The sequence below is a fragment of the Streptomyces sp. NPDC046977 genome (assembly GCF_040644455.1).
Lineage (GTDB): Bacteria > Actinomycetota > Actinomycetes > Streptomycetales > Streptomycetaceae > Actinacidiphila.
The window spans coordinates 47360-73211 of record NZ_JBEYWO010000031.1; the positions used below are offsets into that span (position 1 = coordinate 47360).

20 protein-coding genes are annotated in these 25852 nt (G+C 70.6%); 9 read left to right on the plus strand and 11 right to left on the minus strand.

Going from position 1 to position 25852, the window contains the following annotated elements; translation table 11 throughout:
* Window positions 1-53: 53 nt before the first annotated feature.
* From ABZ883_RS34560 to ABZ883_RS34570, 3 genes are all read right to left on the minus strand, one after another.
* A complete protein-coding gene (locus ABZ883_RS34560) occupies window positions 54-476 on the minus strand; it encodes an ATP-binding protein (protein WP_360913363.1) in 423 nt (140 codons plus the stop codon).
* 491 nt (window positions 477-967) lie between these two features.
* Entirely contained in the window at window positions 968-1756 is a 789-nt protein-coding gene (locus ABZ883_RS34565; protein WP_360913365.1) for a zf-HC2 domain-containing protein, read from the minus strand.
* Window positions 1757-1781: 25 nt separating this feature from the next.
* Window positions 1782-2063, minus strand: a complete 282-nt coding sequence (locus tag ABZ883_RS34570) for a hypothetical protein (protein WP_360913366.1) — start codon at window positions 2061-2063, stop codon at window positions 1782-1784.
* 1014 nt (window positions 2064-3077) lie between these two features.
* Here ABZ883_RS34570 and ABZ883_RS34575 point away from each other — a divergent pair.
* The 4 genes from ABZ883_RS34575 (at window position 3078) to ABZ883_RS34590 (ending at window position 5134) form a co-directional block, all read left to right on the plus strand.
* On the plus strand, window positions 3078-3374 hold the full coding sequence (locus ABZ883_RS34575; protein ID WP_360913368.1) for a plastocyanin/azurin family copper-binding protein: 297 nt from the start codon (window positions 3078-3080) through the stop codon (window positions 3372-3374).
* A complete protein-coding gene (locus tag ABZ883_RS34580) occupies window positions 3374-4351 on the plus strand; it encodes a metallophosphoesterase (protein WP_360913370.1) in 978 nt (325 codons plus the stop codon). The genes ABZ883_RS34575 and ABZ883_RS34580 overlap by 1 nt, the downstream gene beginning before the upstream one ends.
* Window positions 4348-4776, plus strand: coding sequence for a hypothetical protein (locus tag ABZ883_RS34585; RefSeq protein ID WP_360913372.1), 429 nt, complete (start codon window positions 4348-4350; stop codon window positions 4774-4776). The genes ABZ883_RS34580 and ABZ883_RS34585 overlap by 4 nt, the downstream gene beginning before the upstream one ends.
* 67 nt (window positions 4777-4843) lie before the next feature.
* Entirely contained in the window at window positions 4844-5134 is a 291-nt protein-coding gene (locus ABZ883_RS34590; RefSeq protein WP_360913374.1) for a hypothetical protein, read from the plus strand.
* A gap of 312 nt (window positions 5135-5446) precedes the next feature.
* Here the strand turns inward: ABZ883_RS34590 and ABZ883_RS34595 are convergent, their stop codons facing one another.
* Window positions 5447-6241, minus strand: a complete 795-nt coding sequence (locus ABZ883_RS34595; RefSeq protein WP_360913376.1) for a zf-HC2 domain-containing protein — start codon at window positions 6239-6241, stop codon at window positions 5447-5449.
* Window positions 6242-6266: 25 nt separating this feature from the next.
* Window positions 6267-6869 carry a sigma-70 family RNA polymerase sigma factor gene (locus ABZ883_RS34600; RefSeq protein ID WP_360913378.1) on the minus strand — a complete coding sequence of 201 codons (603 nt, stop codon included), beginning with the start codon at window positions 6867-6869 and terminating at the stop codon, window positions 6267-6269.
* A gap of 306 nt (window positions 6870-7175) precedes the next feature.
* On the opposite strand from ABZ883_RS34600, the gene ABZ883_RS34605 reads away from it, so the two are divergent.
* Entirely contained in the window at window positions 7176-7421 is a 246-nt protein-coding gene (locus ABZ883_RS34605) for an alpha/beta fold hydrolase (RefSeq protein WP_360913441.1), read from the plus strand.
* A gap of 248 nt (window positions 7422-7669) precedes the next feature.
* Here ABZ883_RS34605 and ABZ883_RS34610 read toward each other — a convergent pair whose 3' ends face one another.
* Complete coding sequence (locus ABZ883_RS34610; protein ID WP_360913380.1) at window positions 7670-8158, minus strand: hypothetical protein; 489 nt, start codon at window positions 8156-8158, stop codon at window positions 7670-7672.
* Between the two features lie 350 nt (window positions 8159-8508).
* Here ABZ883_RS34610 and ABZ883_RS34615 point away from each other — a divergent pair, with 350 nt between their 5' ends.
* A complete protein-coding gene (locus tag ABZ883_RS34615) occupies window positions 8509-9069 on the plus strand; it encodes a hypothetical protein (RefSeq protein ID WP_360913382.1) in 561 nt (186 codons plus the stop codon).
* Between the two features lie 36 nt (window positions 9070-9105).
* Here the strand turns inward: ABZ883_RS34615 and ABZ883_RS34620 are convergent.
* Together ABZ883_RS34620 and ABZ883_RS34625 are read right to left on the minus strand one after the other, a co-directional pair.
* A protein-coding gene (locus ABZ883_RS34620; protein ID WP_360913384.1) for an IS5 family transposase occupies window positions 9106-9908 on the minus strand; the annotation gives its coding sequence in 2 pieces (ribosomal slippage) (window positions 9106-9564 and window positions 9567-9908; 801 coding nt in all).
* 195 nt (window positions 9909-10103) lie between these two features.
* The gene (locus ABZ883_RS34625) at window positions 10104-11021 is read right to left on the minus strand and encodes a MerR family transcriptional regulator (RefSeq protein ID WP_360913386.1); all 918 of its coding nucleotides are present in this window, start codon (window positions 11019-11021) and stop codon (window positions 10104-10106) included.
* Between the two features lie 143 nt (window positions 11022-11164).
* Between ABZ883_RS34625 and ABZ883_RS34630 the strand changes: the two genes are divergently transcribed.
* Window positions 11165-12856, plus strand: a complete 1692-nt coding sequence (locus ABZ883_RS34630; RefSeq protein WP_360913388.1) for a carboxylesterase family protein — start codon at window positions 11165-11167, stop codon at window positions 12854-12856.
* A gap of 982 nt (window positions 12857-13838) precedes the next feature.
* Here the strand turns inward: ABZ883_RS34630 and ABZ883_RS34635 are convergent.
* From ABZ883_RS34635 to ABZ883_RS34645, 3 genes are all read right to left on the minus strand, one after another.
* Window positions 13839-14990 carry a PP2C family protein-serine/threonine phosphatase gene (locus tag ABZ883_RS34635; protein WP_360913390.1) on the minus strand — a complete coding sequence of 384 codons (1152 nt, stop codon included), beginning with the start codon at window positions 14988-14990 and terminating at the stop codon, window positions 13839-13841.
* A gap of 669 nt (window positions 14991-15659) precedes the next feature.
* Window positions 15660-15830: a hypothetical protein gene (locus ABZ883_RS34640; RefSeq protein ID WP_360913392.1), complete on the minus strand. Its 171-nt coding sequence runs from the start codon at window positions 15828-15830 to the stop codon at window positions 15660-15662.
* Window positions 15831-16067: 237 nt separating this feature from the next.
* On the minus strand, window positions 16068-17276 hold the full coding sequence (locus ABZ883_RS34645) for a hypothetical protein (protein ID WP_360913394.1): 1209 nt from the start codon (window positions 17274-17276) through the stop codon (window positions 16068-16070).
* A 1315-nt stretch (window positions 17277-18591) separates the two neighbouring features.
* Between ABZ883_RS34645 and ABZ883_RS34650 the strand changes: the two genes are divergently transcribed.
* Together ABZ883_RS34650 and ABZ883_RS34655 are read left to right on the plus strand one after the other, a co-directional pair.
* Window positions 18592-20388 carry a non-ribosomal peptide synthetase gene (locus tag ABZ883_RS34650; protein WP_360913396.1) on the plus strand — a complete coding sequence of 599 codons (1797 nt, stop codon included), beginning with the start codon at window positions 18592-18594 and terminating at the stop codon, window positions 20386-20388.
* On the plus strand, window positions 20385-25814 hold the full coding sequence (locus ABZ883_RS34655) for an amino acid adenylation domain-containing protein (protein WP_360913398.1): 5430 nt from the start codon (window positions 20385-20387) through the stop codon (window positions 25812-25814). The genes ABZ883_RS34650 and ABZ883_RS34655 overlap by 4 nt, the downstream gene beginning before the upstream one ends.
* Window positions 25815-25852 lie beyond the last annotated feature (38 nt).

A 25852-nucleotide genomic window follows, 5' to 3' on the forward strand; every position in this document is an offset into this window, starting at 1 on the left:
ACGGGATCGTCGGGTGTCCCGGCGCCACGGCTCGCGCGGAACGCCCGGGCCGGTCATGCCGAACACCTCAGGCAGGCGCGGACCTCGCGGCCGCGGCGTGTCTGGTGGACCTCGGTGGACTGGGCGAGGTCCTGGACGATGCCGGTGCCCCGGCCGTGTTCGTCGGGGGCGATGTCGCGACGAGGGCGCTCCACGGTCGTGCCGGAGTCGGTGACCACGATGTGGAGGGTGCCGTGGTCGAGGACGAGCATTAGGGTCATGTGCTCGCGGCCGTACTGGGCCGCGTTGGTGGTGAGTTCGTCGACGATGAGTACGGCGGAGTCCCGTTCGCCGGTGGGCACGCTCCAGGTCTCGAGCAGGTCGGCCGCGAAGTGGCGGGCGGCGGAGACGTGCGCTTCCTGTGCGGGCAGGGTGAGCAGCGCCTGGTGGCGGCAGGGCTGGTCGAGCAGCGGACTCGGGTGGGGCGAATCGGTCACGAACATGGTCTCTGGCTCTTCTGTGGGGGTGCGGAGCTCGGATTGGGGGACCGCGGGCAAGGTCGGGGCGGTCGGTGGGTCGGTCCTGCATGGGCGCGCTCATTCAGTTCCACGGACGGCGCATGCTCATCGGTTCGAGCCATTCGCACCTTTTGCTCTATTTCTCGTCGGTCGCTCCAGTACGGCGGCCCGGCTGGACCCGTGCGCCTGTGTGAGGGCTTGACCGGTGCCGTATTCAGCCGGGCAGGGCGCCCGTGGCGCTTGGTGCGCCCGGCCGATCGTCGGCGCGCTCGAAGCGTCAAGCCGGCCCAGGACCGCGCTGGTTCGCGGGAGCCGGTGGTGAGGGTGCCCGGCTCCTGGGGGTCCCGGGTAGGGGTGGCCGGCCCGCTATTGCCGAGGCCGTGTGACGGGAGTGGACGACAGCCGGCGGCCGGGCCGCGACAGGTGGTGCGGGCGCAGCGGCAGCGCGGTGTGAGGTGGGCGTCAGTGCCTTACGACCGGATGGTGACCAGCTTGTGGCCGTCTCCTGTGAGCATCTCGAAATGCTCGATGGCTCCCGACGACATGGCGACCGCTCCTGTGATCGTCGTGCCGGGTGGGTACTCGCCTGCCCGCCAGCTGGCGCCGTCCGCCCTGGCGCCGCCGGGCCCTACCGCCTGCAGGCGGCAGGTGATTCCGGCGGGTGCGCCCTTGGCGGAGACCTGCAGGACGCTGCCCCAGGCGGAGGGGTAGACCTTCACTGTGGCCGAGACGCCGGTGGCGGGATCGGTTCCGGAGAACGTGCGCCAGGCGGCCGATGCGGTCGGTCCGGGTGGCGTCGCCTGACTGCTCGGGGGTCCGCCGGCCGCCAGCCATGTGCCGCCGGCCGCTGCCGCGATGAACGTCAGGGAGGCGGCGGCGCCGGCCAGTTGCAGGCGCCAGGTCCTGCGGCGCCGTGCCGCGGCCCGCCCGAGCAGTCCGTCCAGGACACCGGCCTGCGGCGCCGGCGCCGCAGGGCGTGGCGCGGCGTCTCGGTGGCCCTGTGTGCTCATCGCTGCCCGTGCCACCAGCCGGTCGGCCTGCTCTCCGTTCGCCGCCGACACCGTGTGCCCCGCGGCTTCGGCCGCTGCCGCGGTGACTGTCGCGAGCAGTGCGGGCAGTCCCGACAGCCGGATGTGTTCGGCCCGGCACTCGTCGCATTCCGTGAGGTGGGCGCGGACCTGTTCCGCTTCTGCCGGGGGCAGTGTGCCCAGGACGTATCCCCCCAGCGCCAGCCGGAGGGCGTCGTGCTCGGCGCTCATGGTCGCCACCTCCTGCACCCCGCGGTCATGGCGCGGTCCTCCGTTCCCGGGGCGCCGGCAGCGGGTCGTGCAGGGCGTCGTACGTGCGTGACGTCACGGTGCCCGGCGAGATGCCCGGCACCCGTGCGGCCTCCACCGTGGTGCGGCCCCGGTAGGAGGTCTGCGGCGGCAACGCGCGCTGGTCCAGGGAGGGCGTCCGTACGGCGTCGGCGGGCGTGGCCTGCCGGGTCCGACGGGCGCCGATGATCGGAGAAACCGGGCAACCGTGCACAGCAGTGCCCGGGCCGGGCAGCCTGCGTGATCGCATGCGGCGGGATGCTGCCACGCCCGCGGCAGCATCCCCTGCACCACGTCCTCCGGCCATTGCCGATCTCCTGAGTAAGTCGCAGCACGTAGTGGAACAGGTGCCCTGGGTGCAGCGGTCTCCTCGTCCGCGGCCGGAAGAGTCCCTCTACCTGAGACACGGCCTGCGGAGCGATCCGGATCGGTCTTCGGGTCACGTTTTCGGAAATTCCAGGACATGCGTCGGCCGTGGTGCCTGGGCATGGCTCATTTTCTGTGACGCACAGGCGGGCGCGGAACAGCGCTCTGTGAGTGCTGCGGGGGTGCGTCGGCGGCTGTCCCGCGACATCGCCGGGGTCGTGCGTGCACGGGTTCCCGGGCCGGCCGATCTGCGGCGACACCAAGAAGCCAAAGAAGCAGCATAAAAGTCCATATGTGTCGAACCGTATGGCCCTCGTCGTCCGTGGAGTGGGGCAGAAGCCGGCTTCCGCGCAGTTCCTCATCGATTCCCGATGTGCCTGAGGACGGATCGGAGGCGACCGGGACACACCGTGCGACGCATGCGTTCCTGGCGCCGGTCATGCCCGTCGTGCCTTGGCACATCGAATTCGGCGCCACCGAGTGGCCCCGGCCGGTACCCGGCGCACGCCGCGGCGGCGGCTGTGCGCGGCGCTGCACGCGTACAGCACCGGGACAGGCCATGAACACGGCATACGGCATCCACCACACATCCCTGCGGTTGCCGTCGCAGCTCCCGTCTCCTCCCGACCAGTCAGGAACCAACACCATGCATCTGAACTTCCGCACACCGGGCCGGCGATCACGCGCTGCGGCCGGGCTGGGCGTCGCCACCCTCGCCACCGTCGGCGCGCTGGGGCTCCTCAGCTCATGCGTTCTGTCACCCCATCCCTCGTCCTCGGGACCCGGCGCCGTCACACCCGGTCCGGGTCAGCACCGGACGGCCGGGATGCCCGGTGCCGCAGGGCCGGGGAACACGGCGGGCACCCCTCCCGGCGCCTCGCCGATGCCCAGCATGCACATGCCCACGACTTCCTCGAGTGCCGCGCCGGCCGCGCCGGTGAGCGGCAACGCCGTGGCCATCAAGAACTTCGCCTTCTCCCCGGCCACGTTGAAGGTGAAGGCGGGGACGACGGTGACCTGGACCAACCAGGACACCGACGCCCACACCGTCACCAGCGCCGCGGCGGGCGGCCCGCTGCAGTCCGCCGCCCTGGCCACCCACGCCACCTACCGCTACACGTTCACCAAACCCGGCACCTACGCCTACCTCTGCACCATCCATCCGTTCATGACCGCCACCGTGGAGGTGACCTGATGACCGACCACTACAGCCACGACACCGACCGGGGCGGCACCGAACACGGCATGACGCGCCGCCAGCTCATGCGCCATGCAGGGTGGTTCGGCGGTGCGGTCGTACTGACCGTGGCCGGCGGAGAGGTGGTCAGCCACATCGCCGAGGCCCAGGACGCCCACGCTCACGCCAACACGGGTGCCGCCGTGGGAAGTGGCGCGCTGCGGTTCGTGCAGGTCTCCGACAGCCATATCGGGTTCCAGGGTCCGGCGAACACGGACGTGGCCGGCTCGTTCACCGAGGCGATCAACCAGGTCAACTCGCTCGGGTTCAAGCCTGACTTCGTCATGCACAGCGGCGACCTGACCCACCTGTCCACGGCTGGGCAGTTCGACCAGGTCAAGCAGATGATGGCGGGAATGAGGACAGACCGCGTCTTCACCGTCCCCGGGGAGCACGACTCCATCGGCGATGCGGGCCGCACCTACCGGCGGCTCTTCGGTGCGGGCACGCTCGGCGACGGCTGGTACAGCTTCGACACCCACGGCGTGCACTTCATCGCCCTGGTCAACACCCTGAGCCTGGAAAAGCTCGGCCACCTCGGCAACGAGCAGGTCGACTTCGTCCGCAAGGACCTCGCCGGACTGTCGTCGGACACTCCCGTCGTGGTCTTCAGCCACATCCCGCTGTTCGCGATGTACCCGCAGTGGGGCTGGAGCACCGACGACGCCCTGAAGGTCATCGCTCTCCTGCGCCGGTTTTCCTCCGTCACGTGTCTCAACGGGCACGTCCACCAGCTGTTCACCAAGACGGAGGGCAACATCACCTTCCACTCCGCGACCACCACCGCCTACCCGCTGCCCAAGCCGGGCCGGGCTCCCGCGCCCACCCCGCAGGTCGTTCCCGCCCGGCAGCTCAAGGACGCACTGGGCATCCGCAGCGTCGGCTACCGCCAGGGCGACCGCGAACTGGCCATCAAGGATGAGAGGCTGGCATGAACACCCGAACACTGCTCATCCCGGCCTTGCGGTGGGCGACTGCCGCGACGCTCGCCGGCGGCGGATACATCCACGCCCAGCTCTACCTCGCCGAGTACCGCTTCGTGCATATCGTCGGCCCGATGTTCCTCCTGCAGGCCGGGGCGTCCTTCGCCTTGGCCGCGCTGCTGCTGTGGGGGAGCCCGCCCCTGCTGCTGAGGGCCGCGGCGGCAGGCGTCGCGCTCGGGGCTCTGGGCGGTTTCGCCGCCTCGCGCACCGTGGGCGTGTTCGGCTTCACCGAGCGCGGTCTGCAGCCCGCACCACAGGCCGTCCTCTCCCTCCTCGCCGAGACCGGGACGCTGCTGCTCCTGACGGTCTGGCAGATGGCGCTGTCCGCACAGCACCGCGCTGCCCGACCCTGCGTCACGTCACCGGTCCGGGACTGAACCCCCACGACGAAGCCCGCTCCCGACGCCACCCGCCACTCCTCCCGGAACCCAAGGGGTATCTCCCATGCACCTGGAACCACGCCCAGGAATCGCCTGGCCGAGTCCGCACCTTCGCGAACTGGCCGAAGCCGTGCGCGTTCTGCTCGGTCTGGACGACGACACCGCCGTCAAGATCCGCCAGTTCGGCCGTGGTGAAGTCGGCTGCCCGCCGTGGGACACCGTCGTCGAGGTGCTGCCCATGGACGGCGGGCGCCGCCGTTGGACACTTCACCGCCCCGCCGACGAGATCACCGAGCACGACCTGGCCGCCGCTTTCCGGTCGGCTCCGGCCGAACAGGGACGACGGCATCGGTGACGTCCTGCCAGGGGCCCGGGCGCGCACAGGCCGGGCCCCCAAGGGCCTGGATACGTGGGTGGGCCGGGCCGGGCGAGGGCCGACTCGCCGTTGAGCAGGAAGGTCCAACGTCCGGGAAAGGGGGCTGACAGGTGCCGGGGGACAAGCGCCCCCTCAGCAGCCGGCGGGGCCCCCGCCCCCGCCCGTGACCTGAGAGTCCGCTTGGCCGGGCGGCAGGCACCGGCGGCCCGGAACCGCCGTCCGCCCCGTGCGTAGGGGAGCCGGGGGCGGGTGATCACCGCCGGCCACGGGGTACAAGCCGGGGCGGAGGCCTCACGCCGACACGGTGAGAAGCTTCTGGCCGCTGCCGGCGTAGATGTCGAAGTGGCTGATCGCTTCCGGGAACATGGGGACCGTCCCGGAAATCTTGGCGCCGCCCGGGTATTTGCCGGCCTGCCAGGTGGCGGCGGTCGCCGTGGTGCCCGTGACCCCGACCGCTTGCAGCCGGCACGTGATTCCGGGGGGCGCTCCCTTGGCCGAGACCTGCAGGGCGCTGCCCCAGGCGGCGGGGGAGACCTTCACGGAGGCGGACACGCCGGTGGTGGGGTCGGTTCCGGAAAACGTGCGGACCGGGGCAGGTGACGTCGGTGCGGGCTGCGCCACCTGGCTGCCGGTGGAGGCGATGACCGCCAGCCACGTGCCGCCCGAGGCAGCTGCGGCGATGAGCGTCGTGGCCGCGGCGACCCCCACCAGCTGCCTGCGCCAGGTGGTGCGACGCCGGGACGCGGCCTGCTGGAGCAACCGGTCGAGCCGGCCTCGCTCGGTCTGCCGCGGGGTGCCCGGTACGGCAGCGGTCGAGGGCAGCGGCGGTGTGCTTGCCGCGGCCCGCCGCACCAGCCGGTCGGCCAGTTCCCCGCTTGCCGCAGGCGCGGCCTCGGTCGCGGCTTCGGCCTCGGCGACGCTGACCGTCGCGAGCAGCGCGGGCAGTCCCGCCAGCTCGGCATGCTCGGCGCGGCACTCGTCGCATTCCGCGAGGTGGGCGCGCACCTGTTCCGTCTCGGCCGGTGACAGTGTTCCCAGCACGTACCCGCCCAGGGACAGCCGGACGGCGTCATGGCCGCCATTCATGCTCCACACCTCCTCCATGCCGCTGTCACGGCTCGATACCCCGTTCCTGCAGCGCCAGCCGCAGCGCCTTCAAGGCGTAGTACGTCCGCGACTTCACGGTGCCCACCGGAAGGCCGAGCACCTTTGCCGCCTCGACCATCGTCCGGCCCCTGTAGTACGTCTCCAGCAGCACGGCCCGATGGTCCGGGGACAGGGTCCGCAGGGCGTCGGCCACCGCCCAGCTCTGCAGCGCCTGCTCGATCTCGTCCTCCCCGGCCGTCCGCTCCGCGATCTGTTCCAGCGCATCGCCGTCGACCTCGGTCGGCCGGGCCCGGCGGGCCCGCCGGGCGTCGACGACCAGATGCCGCGCAACCGTGCACAGCCACGCCCGGGCCGGACCGCGTTCGGGGTCGAACGCCGCGGGATGCTGCCAGGCCCGCAGCAGCGTCTCCTGCACCACATCCTCGGCCCATTGCCAGTCTCCCGAGGTCAATCGCAGCACGAAGTGGAACAGCGGCCCAGCATGCTCGGCGTACAACGTGCGGAGCAGTTCCTCGTCCGCGGAGGAGATGGTCCCCCGGTCGGAGACGCGACTCCCGGGACGATCCGGCCGACTCGTCGGATCGCGCTTCGGAAGACTCCACGGCATAAGAGAATCATCCCATATTGTGCAAATCTCCAAAATTCCACAAAGGGTACTTATAGGCCCAAACAATGCGGCGCCCGGCACCCGCGAAGCCCGACAAGCACCGATCCCCGGGATCTTTCTCCCGTCCCGCAGGGCGTGAGCCGAGACGACCGAGAGGATCCCGCCACCCCTCGGGGCCTCCCGCACCGTGCGAGCCCTGCGCATGCGACACGACCTCGTGCTGCGGCGCCACGATGCGCTCGACGGATGTGCTCCGAAAGCGGGGGGTAGTGATGACGATCCGGCATCCCCGCGGCGGAGCTGCTGCTGACGTACTGGGACGACCTGCTGACCACCGAGCTCGCGACGCTCGACGAGCGCAACGCCGCCCGGGTGGAACGCATCGCCGCCCAGGGCACCCCGTACCACTACGTCGCCGGCGCGGAGCCCGACCCGGAGTACCGCGTGTGGCTCTGCGGGGCCCTGCCCGACGTCACGATCACCGTGCTGCCCGGCAGCGGCCACTTCCCGCACCTCGCCCACCCCGCAGAGGTCGCCCGGCTCCTGACATGAGACGGCGGCACGCTCCGCGGGGGTTGAGGCGGGAAGCCGATCCTGGCGGGGTGGCCGGCAGGAGACCCTCGGCACCATGGGGAGAGGTCTTCGGGGGCCTTGTTTACATTGACGGGGCTCCTTGAAAATCCCCACCCGGCGCTCAGGGGTGACCCCACTCGCGCTCTGTGGATCTCCCCACCGATAGGCCGCCTAACCTGCGGACGGGCTCCACAAGGGAGTGGCCGCCCGATACCGAGGGCGACGCTTCAGGGTGACCAGGTCGCCACGAAACAGCTCACGCCGTCCACGGTCTCGGCGTACAGGAGCCGGTGGGTGGCCAGGTCCTCGTCGGCCCCGTCCAGCAGCTGCCAAGGCGACCGCCCCGACACTCCCAGCTCGCGAGCAAGGTCCGCGTCCAAGTTCGGGAAGAACCCGTCCACGTCACCGCTGGCCAGCGCGGTGGCAATGCCTGAGTCGATCTCCTCGGCCTGCGGGTCAGGGCGCAGAGCCCCGTCCGTGCCGACGCGGGTCGGACCGTTGCCCATCACCAGCAGCCCAACGCGGTCTGCCCACCTGGCCAGGTGGACGCCGTCCTCGCCGTTCGCTGACCAGCTCCGGGCATCGTCAAGCTCGTAGGCACGCACAGGACCGCTCCAGCCTGCCTGCTGCAGCAGATGCGCACCGATGCTGAGCGCCCTCGGCAGCCTGATGGCCGTCGCTTCCGCGGGCCGGCCCTGCCCGAGGTGTCGGTTCATGGGGACTCCGAGGCCCCTCGACGCCCAAGGGGCACCCACCTCGTAGAGGAGGGATCGCGTTCCCTGGGCGACCACGGCCACGATCTCCGGACCCTCGCTCAGAACTACTGCCACTGCCTCCGCACACGCCGCGCGCAGCGGCTCCGGGCATGTGGGCGCGCCGACGTCCGCCGCATACGCGAGCGACGGCAAGGAGGGACAGATGGCAGCGGCTACGAGCATGCTCCGTAACTTAGACCTCGTCTCGATTGGCTGCGATAGAAGGACGAGCCCGGCCGTGGATCTCGGGCGCTTCTGCTAGGTCCTCGGTCAGATTGTGTTGGCAGCGCCGTGTGGACGATCATGCTTCGATGGAGATGGACTATTGGGCGGTGCTCGCAGACTCGGAGCGGGAGCAGTGGGACTACGTTCCCTGCCAGACGGTGGGGCCGCTGAGCTTCGGAGACGATCGACATGAGGCGATAGCGATCATGGCGGGGCATGGTTTCGCCGCCGAGCAGCGTGAGATCGAGCGGTGGAATCCGCAGCGGGCCCAGTGGCGCATCGAGTTTCGCAGGGCTGAGTCGGACAAGCATCGGTCTGCCGTGAAGTGCTACTTCGTTGAAGGCGTGGGCTTGACCTGCGTGCTCGTCGATGGGCTGCGCGGGCCCCAGGTCACCTGCGAGGGGATCCGCCTGATCGGCCGTGTGCCATCGGAGCTGGACGCGGAGATGGAGGCGCGAGCTGATGAACGCGGCTTGGGCATCATGTACTGCCTGACGGGCGACCTGTGCTGGCCCCACTTTGCGTTCGATCGGGGCGGGCAGCGCGCTGGCGATATGGTCCTGAGCTGGGCATCGTTCTTCAACACAGGGGAGATCGCGGGCACTTCCTGGGACATCACTCCTGCCGAGGTCTGGCACCACTGGTAGATCGCTCCTGGGATTGGGCCCGGGGGAAGGTGCGCCTCAGCGGATGAGTCGGCGGTAGCAGATGAGGGTGCTGCCGATGCCGACGAAGGCGAGGAAGTGTTCAGCCGTTCGCTTGTAGCGGCGGTGCAGACGGCGGCAGCCGTTCAACCAGGACATCGTGCGTTCGACCACCCAGCGATGTCGGCCCAGACGGCCGGACGGCTCGATGCCGCGGCGGGCGATGCGAGGCACGATCTGTCGACGGCGCAGCCAGCCGCGCAGGTGGTCGAAGTCGTAGCCCTTGTCGGCGTGGAGTTTGGCCGGGCGGCGGCGTCGGGGCCCGAATCGGGAGCGGATCGGCGGGATGCCGCGCATCAGCGGTATCAGGGCTTGGCTGTCGTGGAGGTTGGCCCCGGAGATGCCCACCGAGATCGGCAGCCCGTTGCGGTCACAGATGACGTGAATTTTCGAACCGAGCTTGCCGCGATCGGTCGGATTCGGTCCAGTCAGGGGCCCCCTTTTACAGCCCGGACACTGGCCGAGTCGATAGCGCAGCGCGACCAGTCCAGCTCGCCGCTCTCGCCGAGCCGGTCTAGCACCACGCGGTGCAGCTTGGCCCACACCCGGGCCGCCGACCAGGCGGTGAAGCGGCGGTGGACCGTCTGCCATGAGGCGCCGAAGACCGGTGGCAGTTGCCGCCAGGTGCAGCCCGAGGTGGCGACGAAGACGATCGCAGCCAGTACCGCGCGGTCGTCGCACCGCCGCCGGCCTCCGCCTTGGGCGCGCACCGGCGGCTCCGGCGCCACCATCTGGAAGATTTCCCACAGCCCGTGCGGCACCAGCCGCTCAACTATGTCCATGCTCGGCGCAACGAGCCATCGCCAATCAAGACACCGTCTAAGGAGGGGGGTTCTGAATGCTGCGGAGTCCCGTTCGAACGGCGTGGGTGAGTTCGTCAAGGGTGAAGGCGGCGCGGCTCGGCAGGTCGGGGCAGTCCCCTGGGACGCGCCACGCTCCGCCAAGCACACACGGCGCACCGGCCACCGTTTCCCCAGCTACGCAGCCCTGTTGGCGATCGAGATCGACAGTCCTTCGGTGAGCCACCTGTGAGCCACCGTCATGTTCAGCACACGCCCGCCGGTGACGGTGCCGACCAGGGCCCAGTAGCGTTCCAGACGGGGGTCGAAGCCGGAGGAGCTCGACACAAGCCCATGCAGGTGTTCGCGGAAGGCGGGGGTGTCCGACTCCCGCCGGGCACGTGCGTGGGCGGATACGAAGGCGTTCACCGCGTCCCCGGGGCCGGGCTGGAGGCCCTGGGCCAGTGCTGCGGCCGTGAGATCGGCAGCGTCGTCGATCTCTCCGTAGAAGGCCGGGGCGTCCCGCATCTCTTCGTCGTGGTCCCGGGTCCAGCGGTTGAAACCGGGTGTGGAGATGAGCAGATGAAGCTCGGCGTATGCCAGGACCGTAGCGGGATCAGGGTCCTGCGGCGGGTCGGGGGACAGCATGGCGATCATGATGTCGAGCCGGCGCTTGGGCATCGTCGCGGGTAGCGCGCGATACCAGTGGTCGGTGAGGGTGCGATGCGCCTGCGGGAGCCGCTGCACGCGAGAGAGGATCTCCAGGCGTCGGAGCCGTTCCTCGCTCGGGCAGTCGTCCAGGGACTTGAGTGTGGCCTGACGCCACCGCAGTTCGGTCAGTCGTTCCTGCACCACTTCGAGCTCGGTTGCTACCAGTTCACCGAACGAGCACTCGCCGGTGACCACCTGCGCGATGGTGGCGATCGGGGTGTCCAGCGCCCGTAAGCGCCTGATGAGACGGATTCGCTCCCACGCCTCAGGACCGTAGCGCCGATGACCACCGGCGCTACGGCCGGCGACGGGCAGCAGACCGCTGTCGGAGTAGTAGCGGAGGGTCTTCACCGCGACCCCCGTGCCGGCCGCCAGTTCACCGATGCTCCATGTGCGCTGCGTCACAGTCTCTTGAACCTCCAGCGCGCGGGAGGTCCTAGCGTACTGAGCACTGACCGCGGCAGTCCGGCCATTCCCTCATCTCTCAGGCCTCGTTGCGGCCTGACCGGGCTTGTCCGATCCCGTCCGACCAAGAACGGTGGGTACGCATGTCCCCGACCATCACAGCACCGAATCCCTCCCGAAGAGACAAGCTCCGTGCGGTGCTCTTCCCCTTGCTCTGCGCGGTGGTACTGCTGGCAGCCACCGCCCTGCCGGCGACCGGCGCGCAACCCGCTTCCCCGCACCCTGCGAGCCGGAGCGGGGCCGTCGTACGGACCGACCACGGCCTGATACGCGGTGCGTCACACGGCTCGTACACCACCTTCAGCGGCATTCCCTATGCGGCGCCGCCGACCGGACCGCTGCGCTGGCGGGCTCCGGTGCCCGCCGCCACGTGGCATGGTGTCCGCGATGCGACGACGGCCGCTCAACGCTGCGTACAGATGCCGACACCGGGTGCCGGCGCGGTCCTCGGGTCGGAGGACTGCCTCTACCTCAACGTCACGATGCCGACGCCAGAGCCCGCCGGGCGCAAGCGGCCCGTGCTGGTGTGGATGCACGGCGGCGCGTTCCTGGGCGGATCCGGCAGTGACTACAGCACCGAAGCGCTCGCGGTCCGGGGCGACACGGTCGTCGTCACGGTCAACTACCGGTTGGGGATCTTCGGCTACTTCGGACACCCTGGCTTGGGCTCCGCCCCACCGTTCGGTCTGGCGGACCAGCAGGCCGCGCTGCGCTGGGTGCGCGCGAACGCGGAGCGCTTCGGCGGCGATCCGGGCAATGTCACGCTGTTCGGCGAGTCCGCAGGCGCCCTCAGCATCTGTGCCCACCTCACCTCGCCGACAGCCGTCGGACTCTTCCAACGGGCCGTACTTCAGAGCGGTTCCTGCCTCATGTCCTTCCCACGGGGCGCTCTTGGACCAGGAACCCCGGCGTACGAGCCGTTCGCCTCGCAACGCGCCGTCCAGACGGCCGGTGCACAGGCCGCCCGACAACTGGGCTGCACAGTGGGCGGCGCAGACCAGGTGCTGGCATGCCTGCGCGGGCAGAGCACGGATCGCCTCGCCACCGCGGAACTGATGCAGTCCTTCAACCGGCCCGCCTTCGGAAACACGCTGCTGCCCATGGCGCCGGACCAGGCGTTGACGTCGGGACGCTTCCACCGCGTGCCGGTCGTCCAGGGCACCAACCACGACGAGATGCGGATGTTCGTCGGCCTGTCGCTCGCGGCGTTCCCGATCCGCACCGAGAACGACTATCGCGCCCGTCTGGTGGACGCCTTCGGGCGTGCGGCCCCGGCCATTGAGGCGCGGTATCCGGCAGCACGCCATCCCACGCCCGCACTGGCCTGGGCCGCGGTGCTGACCGACCGATCTCTCACATGCACCACACTGGCAGCCGGCCGGGCCATCGCCGCAAATGCCCCCGGCCTGCCGGTCTACGGCTACGAGTTCAACGATCCGGACGCTCCGGTCCCCACGGGTCTGCCGGCGAACCCGGGCTTCCCCTATGGTGCGGCGCACGGCTTCGAGATGCCGTACCTGTTCTCCTCCATCCCCACCGAGCGGCCGCTGGCCGATGCTCAGCGGACCCTGTCGGACCGGATGGTCGACTACTGGACGAACTTCGCACGCACCGGCAACCCGAACGCCCCCGACGCCCCGCTCTGGCCTGTCCTCCGCCCTGCGTCCCCTCACGCACGGTCGGTGCAGTCATTGACTCCTGGACCAGGCGGAATCCACCCCGTCGATGCGGCCTCCGCACACCACTGTTCGTTCTGGGACCGCCTGCGTCGGTAGAGTTTCCCGAGGAAGCGGGGGCGATCGGGGGACCCGAAATTGCGGCTCGCTGCCCCCGGCTCCGCGACAGCACCTGTGGTCCGAGGAAGGACTCGGCACATCACGCAGATTGTCCTGCGCCGCGACCTTCGGCTCACCTGATCTCCCCGTCGGCGTACCAGCGCGATCGACGTGTCGATCGCGCTGGCCGAGCCGAGAGCCCTGACATCACATCCCGGCGCATGGCGGCCTACAGGGCGTTGTGCACAGCCGGGGCCCTTCCCCGGCCGCGCCCACCGTTTTCCAGTGGCCGTGTGGACGCACTTCACGACGCCCAGCCGCTGCTCGTTGCCCAGACCATGGCCAAGGTGTGCCGAGGCAGTGAACACAGCACCAGGCGCACATGCCGCAGGTCGCCGCCCCGGGATGTGAGTGACAGCTCAACCCCTGTGGCCCACCCCGGCCCGTCGGCGGCGGTGGTGTCGCCTCCGGCTCGTAAAGCCACGGCATGGATGCCATGTGGATAACGCTTCCTGGCCTGGCCTGGCCTGGCCAGGCCAGACCCGCCAGCGCCTGACGCACGTCCACCTCCCCGTCCCGGATCAGCTCCGCCTCCAGGTCGGGCGCCAGGCGGCACCGTTGGAGCGCCTGCCGCGGGTCGGGCAGAGCGGCGAAGGCCTCGCGAGGCATGGGTACGCCGGTGTGGTGGGCGAGCAGCGGGGCCGCTCGCACCTCGGGGTCGGTGTCGGTCAGCAGCCGCTCGCGCAGTGGCGCAGCGAGGTTCTCCCACCGGGCACAGACTGCGGCCCGCGCCCGGGGATCGGTGTCGGCCGCGAGGCCGGGGAGGTGTCGTGCGGGGAGCCCTGGGAGTTCGGCGGCCCCCGCGCGGGTCGGGCCGGGGAGTTGCGTGACAGCCCACACATTCCCGCACGGCCGAGCACATCAGGCGCGACGCACAAGTTCAGCCGTTGGCTGACATGCTGGAGACGCGGAAGCGAAACGCTCAGCGTGCATCTCCGAAGCGCAGGGTGCGCTGGATGGCGACGATGGCCAGGTCGTCCCGGAGTTGCAGCCCTGCATAGGTGCCCACGTCACTGCTGACGTACTGCAGGAGTCGACCGGGGGAGTCCCACGTCCATGTTGTGGCACGGTCGAGGACGGGGAAGAAGTCCCCTGCGGCATTACGGGCCTCGGAAAGGCCATCGGTGTAGAGCAGAAGCGTGTCGCCACATTCGAAAGCGGCAACTTCGAGGTTGAAGGCGTCGGGGGTGTCTCCCGCGAGCCCCAGCGGCGGGGCGGGCCGGATCATACGCAACGGCGTCACCTGGCTGTGGTGGCGCAGCAGGGGCGGTGGATGACCGCAGCTGACGGCCCTGACGATCTCTTCCTCATCGGCGAGTTCGATGAGCAGGACCGTGATGAACCGTTCGGCGCTCTGGGGATCGCCTTCGTCTGCCAGCTCGCCCAGGTGCCAGCGGACGCTGCGTTCCAGCGAGGCCGCCAGCCCGGGTAGCGTGCGCTGCTGATGCGTCGATTCACGGAATGCGTCGAGGACGACCGACGCGTCCTCGACGGCGGGAAGGCCCTTGCCCCGCACATCTCCGATGAGGATGCGAGTGATCTCCCCGGCACGGGAAGACGCATACAAATCACCCCCGACCAGGGCTTGTGTTGTTGCTGTGCGGTATGTCGAGGCAACGCGGAAGGGACCCAGCTCCTGCGGGAGCGGCCGGAGCAGAACCCGCTGGGCCGCCTCGGAGACAGCCCGTACTCGGGCGAGTTCCTTCTGGTCGCGCTGGTGCAGGGCTGCTGTGGCGAGGACGAAAACCGAAACGGTCAGTACTGCTCCGATGTGAATGGGCAGCAGCGGCGAGTGGAGCAGTCCGTCGTGCCGGTCGATGACCACCACCGCTGCGGTCGTGATGAGCGCGATGACGGCCGTGAGGCGCGTTCGCGCGCGGGTTCCCGTCAATGTGGGGGCCGCCACCAGCAGTCCGGACAGGTGCACTGTCAAAGGAGCGAGCAACGCGCCCGTGGTGATCGCCGCGATCAGCAGGAGCGAAGGGTAGACCTGACCGCGCTTTTTCCCGGATGGCGCGCCGGCGTCGCGGGCTCTGCGCCACGCACGGGGGCCAAGGCCGGAGGACCGGAACAAGCGGGCCCTGTGGCCGGTCGGGGGTTCTGTGACAGGAACGCGTGAGAAGAAGTACATGGCGGACCGTGAGTGATCGGATTCTTATGGGATGGCTGCTTCCCGCTGGGTGCATGATTTTTGTGCCACCTGCCCAGCGAACGGTTTTCCCAACCAGATGGGTCCAACGACCTGAGGCCGGCGACCAAGGTCAATCGGCCAGGTGGAGAGGCAGCAAGGAAAAATCAAAGCGCCGCACTGGGCGTCGCGGAACTGCAGGAGGATTACGTCTACTTGCCCTGAGGGGACAGCGAGACTGGATGAGGCCCGTCACCGGTGCGGTGATGCCCTCGACATGCACACAGTTGCATGGATCACAACTCCGCCCGTCCTTGGTTCTTCCGCATTGCGGAAGTCATCTTTTGATGTCGAAATCAACTGTGCGACGTGCGATTCGTCACGTCAAGCGAAATTCATCGCTCCTTCGCCGAGTCTGGCACGGTAGGTGCCACCTAGAATCAATCCTGCCCCAGGCGTGGGAAGTTGGGAAACCTGAAGCCACGGCAAGCGCACAAAGACCAGACGAGCGATGGCATGTCCACGTTTTCGCGTATGGAAGAAGTGATGCCGGAAAGCGATGGTCAATGCGATTTCATTGCTCTATTTTTGTGTTTCGGAAATTGTTCGGAGCCTTCACAAACCCGGGACCGGGCCGTTGGCGTCGACTTCCACCCCGGGCGGCAAGGTGATGCCGAAAGCCAGCCGCCACGCCCGGCGCAGCCCCGCCGGATACCCGCACCCGGCCAGCACGCCCTCCACCGCCTCGATGAACGCCGTCGCCCCGTCGGCCGGCGCCTGCTCCATGGCCGGGACGTGGGTGCGCCCACCGATCCTGATCGACCGATTACTCCTGGCCCTGCCGAACAGAGGTCTTCAGGATTCGGCTGTCGCACATCGATCAGCCCGTCTGTCAGTTGGGCTGCATGGCGGGGACTCGGCCGACCGGTGGAGCGCCGACACCCCTGTGCGCGAACCAGTGATCTCCAGTGGTCAGGCCGGACCTGTGGGCTCGGCGGCGTCCGCAGACCCCTGCTTGGCGGCTCAGTGAAACTCGGCGAATCGGCGGCGCAGTCCCAGGGCCACGAGTCCTGCGGCCAAAAGTGCGGTTCCGGCGAGGCCCACGTACGTGGTCAGCGCCCGGTCCGCGCCCCTGGCGGAGGCGTTTTCGTAGGCGGACGTGTTGATGGAGATCAGCTGGCGGAGTGCGGTGTCGTACTGGTCGAAGTCGTAGTTGGAGTTTCCGGGGGCATGGCTGGTGCAGAAGGAGATCACCTTGGCGACATCCCCGGAGGAGGCAAGCTCACGGATGGTGCGGTCGTCACGCTGGTAGACCTGGTAGGCGAGGAGTGCACGTTCTGCTGCGGACCGCTCGCCGGTGAAGGTGATGTTGCGGAATTCGTCGCCGAAATAGCCGGTGAAGGGCAGGTCGGTATGGTCGGCGCGGTACCTGCTGAAGGCAGCCGCGAGGTCGGCATCGTAGGTACCGACAGTGGCACCGGGCAGGTTCATGAGCTGCTGACTCGTGACGAGGAAGTGCCGTTCGTGCCCGGCGGTGCCGGCGCGGTCCAGGAGGTATCGGGACTCGTCGGCGTTGGCGTCGTACGAGACCGCCCGCGCCCGTGTGAGGGCGACGACGGAATCGAAGGCGTCATGCCGCGCGATACGCAACTGCTCGCGTTGGCCGGAGATCTCGACCAGCCCGGTGACCAGCACAACGAGCACGAGGGCGCTGGCGGCTGCCGCACCGGGGTTGATCACGCGACGGAAACGCGAGAACAGGTAGAGCTGCAGTGCGGTCAGAAGCGCCAGCAGTACGAGTGTGGTCAGGAGGAACGCGATGCGGATGGCGGACTGGGTGCCCGAGCTGTCCTGATAGGTGCGCTCGAAGGCGGCGTCGTTGACGGTGACCAGGCGATCGGCCTCCGGCAGCAGATGCGTGCGCATGAGGTCCGAGGCGGAGTTGTACGTGGCCACCGCCGCAGGGCGGTGGCCCTGCTCGCCGAGCAACAGGGCGCGGGCAGCCAGTTCCTCGTAGGCGCCGAGGTCGCTGATGGCCTCGGCAACGTCGCGTTCGGCCTTCGGATCGTCCCCGGCCGCTTCCGCGAGTTCACGGAGGTGGCCGGCGGCCTCGGCACGCCGCTGGTCGTAGAGCGCGGAGGCCTCGGTCTGCTGGACCCCCGGCATCAGCCGGTTGGCGAGCTGGGCGTCCATGTCGTTGAGGGTGAAGTACAGGCCCGTGGCACTGGTCACCTGAGGCGCGGAGTGGTGACGTATGTCCGACCACGATCCGCTCAGCGTGATGCCGCCCGCCGTGAGGATGCCCGCCAGTCCGGCCGCAGTCGCGCATAACACGGCACGCAGCAGTCGGAGCCGGGAGGGGACGGTGCCGGGGTGGTGGCGGGACGGCTGCGATCACCCCGGGGGAGTGGTCGGAGATGACGGGAAGGGGCGCGATCTGTGGGGGCCGTCGGGATTCGACGGCACTTCCGGCCCGTTTTCCGGACCTGAAGAAGGGGTCCCTTGAAGTGCGGCAACGGCGACCGTGTCCGGCATCGCGCAGTGTCTCCCCTTCGCGCCCCCGGAGCGGCCTTGGCGCCACTCTGCCTCGCGAGCCATCACTGTCGCGCGGTGCCGGCGGGCGCGGAGTTTCCCTGGCGAGGCCTTGACGCCGGGCCGGGCGAGCTTGATGAATTCCTGATGCCCCGTGACGTGCGTGCCCGATGTCGTCAGAATGGCGTCAGCAGCGCGGCCCGCGGCACCAGGGTTGTGGAACGACACGGGAGAGCCGTGCGGTTCCGCCTTCGCGCGCATGACGGAGACCACCGACCCCGCACCGTCGACGACCACCTGCACCGACGACACCGCCAAGGACTCCCGCGGTCTGGAACCTCCCGCACCCGACTCCGTCGCCGGCGTCTTCTCCGCGACCTACGACGCGGACAGCGACCTCGCCACCCGGAGCCCCAGCCATGGTGGTCCTCCTCCGCGCGGGCCGCCGTGTCGCGGGCCGGGCGCGGTACGGCGGACGAACCCACACCCGCATGCCGATGCCGGGATGCGGTGTCCGCCCGGACCTGTCGTCAGGGCGCCATCAAAAATGAGAGCGGTCCCAGATGATGGCCGCGGTGGATCGCCGTCACCGGCCCGCGGGGTGCCCGGGCCCCGGTCCTCCGGATCGGGCCCACCCGATTCCCACTTCTTTCGAGGGGCACGGCCCAGGGCGGCCGGGGCGTACGGCCCGATCGCCCAGTCGGCCCTCATGGATCGGTTGCCCCCCTGTCCGTGCAACGGCTGTCTTCCTGACTCACCACAGCTGCCGCCACGCCCGTCGCACTTCCCGGCGCATTCAGGTGAACACGGACAAGAGGTCTGAAAAGCACGGTTGTTAAGGTCTCATCAGCACCTCTGTGGCGTTCGACCGGCTGTTCCTAGTGTGACTCGCGGCCCTGTCCGGGCGAGAGGAGCAGAGGACGTGCAACACATTCCGGGTGCCGGATCCGTGGAACTTGCGGGACCCAAGGTCATGAGGGACTGTCCGACCGGTTTGCCAGGACTGATCAGGGACGTGGCGGAGCGGCACCCGGACCGCCCGGCCGTCCGGTCCGGGGTGGACGTCCTCACCTATCGGCAGCTCGACGCGTGGTCGGACGCCATCGGCCGGACCCTGCGTGACCGGGCTCCGGAGGGCGTGCCGGTGGTGGTGGCCGTGCCCCGCAGCAACGGGCTTCTCGCGGCGCTGCTGGGCGTTCTGAAGGCCGGGTTGCCCTACCTGCCCGTCGACCCGAACGAGCCGCCGGCCCGGCTGGCCGCCGTCCTGGAGACCGCGGGCAGCCGGGTGGCGCTCGTCGGCGGGCAGGCCGGACCGGTGCTGGCCGAGCACGGACTGCGCACGGTCGAGGTCGATGCGCTGCGTGTCGCGGCGGACTTCGGGGGCCCCGGGTTCGTGGCGGATCCGCTGCCGCAGGTGGCCGACGACCAGCCTGTGTACGTCCTGTTCACCTCCGGCTCCACGGGCGCGCCCAAGGGCGTCGTGCTGCCGAGCCTGGCGCTGTGCAACCGGCTGCTGTGGATGCGCGACACCTACGACATCGGGCCGGAGGACCGGATCCTGCAGAAGACCCCGGTCACCTTCGACGTCTCCGGCTGGGAGCTGTGGCTCCCGCTGATCTCGGGATCCACCTGCGTCTTCCTGCCGCCGGAGGAGCACCGCGACCCGGCTCTGGTGGCGCGCGCCGTCCAGGACCACCGGATCACCGTGTGCCACTTCGTGCCGTCGATGCTCCGCGAGTTCCTGCGCGGGCCCGCCGCGCGGGACTGCACCTCGCTGCGACATGTCTTCTGCAGCGGCGAGGCCCTGCCCGTCGCCGTGGCACGCGACTTCACCGCGAGCCTGCCCGCCCGGCTGCACAACCTGTACGGCCCCACCGAGGCGGCCATCGACGTCACGCACTGGACCTGTCCGCAGGACGCCGCCGACGTCGACCGGGTCCTCATCGGGCTGCCTGTCGACAACTGTGTCCTCGGCGTCTTCGGCGGCGACGGCAAGCCGGTCCCCACCGGGGAGGAAGGCGAACTGCGCATCGGTGGCATGCCACTGGCCCTGGGCTACCTCAACCGGCCGGACCTGACGGAGCGGGCCTTCGTCCCCGCGGACGCCGACGCGTCCGTGCCTGTCTGGTACCGCACCGGAGACCGGGTGCGCGTGGTGGACGGCGGCCTCGAGTACCTGGGCCGAGTCGACGACCAGGTGAAGATCCGCGGCCAGCGCATAGAACCGCAGGAGGTCGAACACCACCTGAACGGTCACCCCGAGGTGGCCGAGGGCACCGTGGTGGCGGCCAAGGTGGGCGAGGACGTGGAACTGGTGGCCTGGGTCCGTCCCACCGCCGACGCCGCCGGGACGCCGGCCGGGGACGGCCTGCCCCGCAGGCTCCGCGAGCACCTGGCCGACCGGGTACCGCCCGCCTACGTGCCGACCCGCTTCCTCATCGCCGCCGAACTCCCCCTCAGCAGCAGCGGCAAGCGGGACCGCAAACTCCTGCGGCAGCGAGCCGAGGAGCAGTTGAACGCGCAGCGGTCCGCGTCAGGCACCGGCCCGGTGGACGGCGGACGTCCGCTGCTCCAGCGCCTCCTGCGCGAACGCTCCGGCCGGACGGGCGCCTCCGCCGAGGAGGACGACCCGGACGCCGTGGCGTCGATCTGGTACGAGTCCCTCCCGCAGGCCTCCGAGGCAGGCGATCCGCAGGCCCGCTTCGTGGCGCTCGGGGGGCACAGCCTGCCGGGCCCACGCGTGGCCGCCGAGATCCACAACCGGCTCGGGGTCTCCCTGCCGCCCCTCGACGCGGAAGGCGGTGCCCGATGACGCCGTCCACCATCCACTCGCCGGGCAGCGACCAGGACCGGCTGCGCGCCCTGCTGGCCACTCGAGCCGCGGCCGCCCGGCAGGGCGCCCCCCGCGACGACGACGCCACCGCGCCGCTCAGCACGGCCCAGGAACGCCTGTGGTTCCAGGCACAGTTGCAGCCCGAAAGCCCGGCCTACCTGGTACCCGTGCTGCTGCGGCTGCGAGGCCCCCTGGACCGGGAGGCCCTGTTCGGCGCGGTGCGCGACCTCGCCGAGCGCCACCGGGTGCTGCGCGGCGTCGTGGACGCCTCCGGTCCACGGCCCGTGCTGCGGACCCGCGCCGTCGCCGACGTTCCCGTGGAGGACGTCGACCTCACCGCCCACCCCGACCCCGACGAGGAACTGGACCGCCAGGTCGGCGAACGCGTCCGCCGGCCGATCGCGCCGGAGCAGGAGTGCCCCCTGCGCGCCGCCTGCTTCACCGTGGGCGAGCAGGACCATGCGCTGCTGCTGGTCGTCCATCACATCGCCACCGACGCGTGGTCCAACGGCCTGATGGTCGCCGACCTGGCCGCGCTGTACGCCGCCCGCCGCGGACTCGGTCCGGTACCGCAGGCGGCACCGCAGTACGCGGACGTCGCCGACCGGCTGCCCGCGGAACTTGAGGACGCCCGCCTGGGCTGGTGGGAGGAGCGGCTGTCCGGCTGCGGTGCGGGACTCGACCTGCCCGCCGACCGTCCGCACCGTCCGGTCCCCTCCGACCTGGGCGGCTCGGTGCCGCTGGTTTTCCCCGCCGAACTCCACGCGCGGCTGCGTGCACTGGCCTCGTCGTCCGGCTGCACACCCTTCATGGTGCTGCTCGCGACCTGGCAGACCCTGCTGGCCCGCGTTTCGGGCAGCACGGACATCCCCGTCGGCGTCCCGGACGGCGGCCGACGCAACCCCGGCAGCGACCGGGCGGTGGGCCTGTTCGTCAACACCGTCGTGATGCGCACCGACCTGTCCGGCGACCCCTCCGGGCGGACGCTGCTCGAACGGGTGCGGAGCACCGTCCTGGACGCCATCGGCAACGGAGACGTGCCGTTCGAGCGGGTGGTGGAACGGGTGCGACCGGAGCGCTCGGCAGGTGTCAACCCGCTGTTCGACACCATGGCCAACCTCTACCGCCGCCCCGACGTCAGCGAACTCTTCGCGGGCCTCACCACGGAGTTCCGCGAGGTGCCGACCGGTTCGGTCAAGGCCGACCTCGCCCTCCAGCTCTTCGAGCGGGAGTCCGACGGCACCCTCAGCGGCGTCCTGGAGTACCGGGCCGAGCGCTTCGAGCGCGACAGCGCTGAACGGCTCGCCGACTGGTACCGGCGGCTGCTCGACGCGCTGCTGGCCGACCCCGACGCCCCCGTGGGCGCCCTCGCGCTCGACGAGCCCGGCGCCGGCGTCGTCCACGGTCCGGTCCGGCGCTTCCCGCTGGACCGCCCCGTGCACGCCCTGATCGAGGACTGGGCGGACCGCACTCCCGACAGCGTGGCGGTGGTGGCCGCCGAGGGCTCGCTGACCTATGCCGAGCTGGACCGCCGGGCCAACCGCGTGGCCCACCGGCTGCTGGCGACGGGAGTCCGACCCCAGGACCCGGTCGCCGTTCTCGCCGAACGCGGTCTCGACCTGGCGGTCGCCGTCCTCGGAACCCTCAAGGCGGGAGCGGCCTTCGTACCGCTGGAGCCCTCCTACCCCGACCAGCGGCTGGCGGCCACGCTCGCGGCCGCCGGGAGCGAGCACCTGCTCGTCCAGTCCGGTCTCGCCGCACGCGCCACCGCCCCCCGACGCACCCTGATCGGTGAGACCGCCGCGGACGCGACGCTTCCCGACACCAGGCCGGACCCCGGGACCTCCCCGGCCGACCTCGCGTACGTGATCTTCACCTCGGGCTCCACCGGCACCCCCAAGGGCGTGGCCGTCGAGCACCGCAGCCTCGTGCACTACACGCACGGAGGACTGGAACGCGTCGACGGCCACGGCAGTTCCTTCGCCCTGCTGTCCACCGCGGCCGCCGACCTCGGCTACCTGTCGGTCTTCGGCGCCCTGATCAGCGGCGGAACCCTGCATCTTGTCGACCGCGAGACCGCTACCGACCCGCAGCGGCTCGCCGCGTACTTCACCACGCACCCCGTGGACGTGGTCAAGATGGTGCCCAGCCACATCGAACTCCTCGCCGGGCACGGCGACCTGGCGGCCGTCCTGCCGCGCCGCACCCTGGTACTGGCGGGGGAGCCCTGCCCGTGGGAACTGGCCGACCGCATCCGCGCCGCCCGCCCCGACCTGGTCCTGCACAACCACTACGGCCCCACCGAGACCACCGTCTCGGTCCTCGGCTGCGACCTCGGCCAAGTGGATCCGGACTGGCGCGGCGGGCCGGTGGCCCCGCTCGGCACGCCCTTCCCCAACGCCGTCTGCTTCGTCGTGGACCCGGCGGGGCGGCCGCTGCCGCCCACCGTTCCGGGCGAACTCCTCATCGCGGGCCCCGGTGTGTCCCGCGGCTACCTCGGCAACCAGCAGGCCACGGATCGGGCCTTCGTCCCGGACCCCCTGGACGGAACCCGCCGCTGCTACCGCACAGGTGACCGCGTCCGCGTGCGCGCCGACGGCCTCATCGAGTTCCTCGGCCGCCTTGACGACCAGGTCAAAATCCGCGGCTACCGGGTCGAACTCGGCGAGGTCGCTGCCGCCTGCCGCGCCCTGCCCGACGTACGCGAGGCCGTCGTCCTGGCCGTCGGTTCGGGCAACCAGCGCCACCTCGCGGCCTGGCTCGTCCCCGCCGGTGACGAACTGGACATCAAGGCCGCCCGCACCGCGTTGCGCGCCGACCTGCCGAGCCACATGGTGCCCACCGCGCTGATGGCCGTTCCCGCGATCCCGCTGACCCCCAACGGGAAGGTGGACCGCGCCGCCCTGCCCCAGCCGTCGGGCCAGACCCCGGCCGAGCGGGTCACGCCGCGCACCGGGACCGAGCGCCGCATCGCCGCCGTCTGGCAGGAGGTGCTGGAGCTCCCCGACGCCGAACTGGACGTCGACGAGGACTTCTTCGCCCTCGGCGGTGACTCCTTCCGTGCCCTGCGGGCCGCCCGTGCCATCGACCCGGACCTTCGGGTCATCGACCTGTTCACCCGCCCCACGGTGCGCGACCTGGCGCTCTTCCTGGACGGGCCCGCCGAGCGGGACACCCGGCTGCTCCAGCGGCTGGCCGGACCGGCGCAGGGGGCCACCGTCGGACTCACCGTGCTCTGCGTCCCGTACGCGGGCGGTTCCGCCGCCTCATACGGCCCGCTGGCCGCCGAGCTGGCGGCGCGTCACCCCGACGCGGAGGTCCTCGCCCTGGAACCGCCGGGGCACGACCCGGCCCGTCCGGACGAGGTCATGCCGAGCCTTGCCGAGCTGATCGACGGCTGCCGGGACGAACTCGCCGGACGCGACGGACCGGTGCTGGTCTACGGGCACTGCGTGGGCACGGCCACGGCGGTGGGCCTCGCCCTGGAACTCGAGGCGCGCGGCACCGAACTGGCCGGCGTCGTCCTCGGCGCGTCCTTCCCGACGGCCCGACTGCCCGGACGCCTCTCCTCCCTGGTGGACCGCTGGTTCCCCAGCGACCGCTGGACCTCCGACCGGGCCTACCGCGAGGTCCTCTCCGCCCTCGGCGGCCAGTTGGAGGAGGCGACCGAGGAGGCCGTGATCCGCGGCGTGCGGCACGACGTGCGCCAGGCCGTGGACTGGTTCAGCGCGCGCCTCGCGGCCCCCGAGGCGGCACGCCTGCGTACGCCCGTACTGTGCGTCATCGGTGACCGAGACCGCACGACGGAACTGTCCCAGGAGCGGTACGCCGAGTGGTACGCCTTCGCGGACCGGGTCGACCTGGTCCGGATCCCCGACGCCGGCCACTACTTCGTCAAGCATCAGGCGGCCCGACTGGCGGACCTGATCTCCGGACGGATCACCGCCCCTCCGGCCGCGGACGCCACTGCCGGCAGCACGCCACCCGGCGTCCCGGCACGTCCCGGCAGGCCCGCCGGCCAGGACCTGCGGGATCTGAGGAGGTTCGCCCTGCTGGCGCTGAGCCAGACGATCCTGCTGACGGGCGCGAGCCTGACCGCCTTCGGCCTCGGCGTCTGGGTCTACCAGCGCACCCACAACGTCGGCTACTACTCGATGATCACCATGCTGGCCCTGCTGCCCGCCGTACTCGGCGCCCCCCTCGGAGGCGCGGTGGCCGACCGGTACGAGCGGCGCAAGGTCATGCTGGGCTGCACGGCCGTCTACGGCACGGCTCTGGCCGCGCTCACCGCGGTCGCGGCCGCCGGGGCGCTCCAGGTGTGGCAGATCGCGGTGTTCGCCGGGCTCACCTCGCTCACCGCGGCGTTCCAGCGCCCCGCCTACCTCGCGGCCGTCGGCCAGCTCGTACCGAAGCCCTACCTGGCGCAGGCCAACGGCGTGGCGCAACTCGGCACCGCGCTGAGCACGCTGATCGCCCCCGTCCTCGGCGGAGCGCTCATCACACTGGCCGGTCTCAGCGGCGTGATCGCGCTGGACCTCGTGGGCCTCGCGGGCGGTGCGGCGGTCCTGCTGGCCGTGCGTTTCCCGGACCGCCTCTTCCGCAAGCGACGGGAGACCTTCGCCTCCGCCATCACCGGCGGCTGGCGCTTCATCACGCGCCGCAAACCCATGGTGGCGATGGTGGTCTTCTTCGTGGTGGTCAACTACATCACGGCCACCACCACGGTGCTCACCGCCCCGCTGGTGCTGTCCTTCAGCACCCCGGCGGTCCTCGGCCTGGTGACCGCCGCCGGAGGACTGGGCGCCGCGGTCGGCGGACTGGCCATGGCCTTCTGGGGCGGCACCCGCCGCCGCGCGGACGGCATGATCGCCACCACGGTCGGCATGGGCCTGGCCACCGTCCTGATCGGCCTGCGGCCGGCGCCGGTGCTGATGGGCATCGGCCTGTTCCTGTGGTGGGCGCTGAACGCCGTGCTCAACGCGCACTGGCTGGCGATCATCCAGGCGAAGGTCGGCCTGGATCTCCAGGGCCGGGTCGTGGCGACCAATCAGATGCTGGCCACTGCCATGATGCCGCTCGGCTTCCTGCTGACCCCGGTGCTCAACGAGCACGTCTTCGGACCGCTGGTCAGCGGAAACCACGTGCTGCACGCCGTACTGGGCGACGGACCGAGCCGCGGCATGGGACTGCTCATGATCACGGGCGGGCTCCTGCTGTCCTGCTGGGGCGTCCTCGGGCTGCGCTACCGCCCGTTGCGACGCATCGAGGACAGGCTGCCCGACATCCCGACCGGCAGCGTCATATCCGAGGACCTCGACGTCCTGCAGGGCCAGGCGGACGCCCTGCAGGACGAGTCGGAGGCGGCGGTGCTCAGCCGAGCAGCCGAGGGCGCGGCACGGCGCTGACGGTGTCGACGACGGGGGACCCACCCTTCACGTGTGAA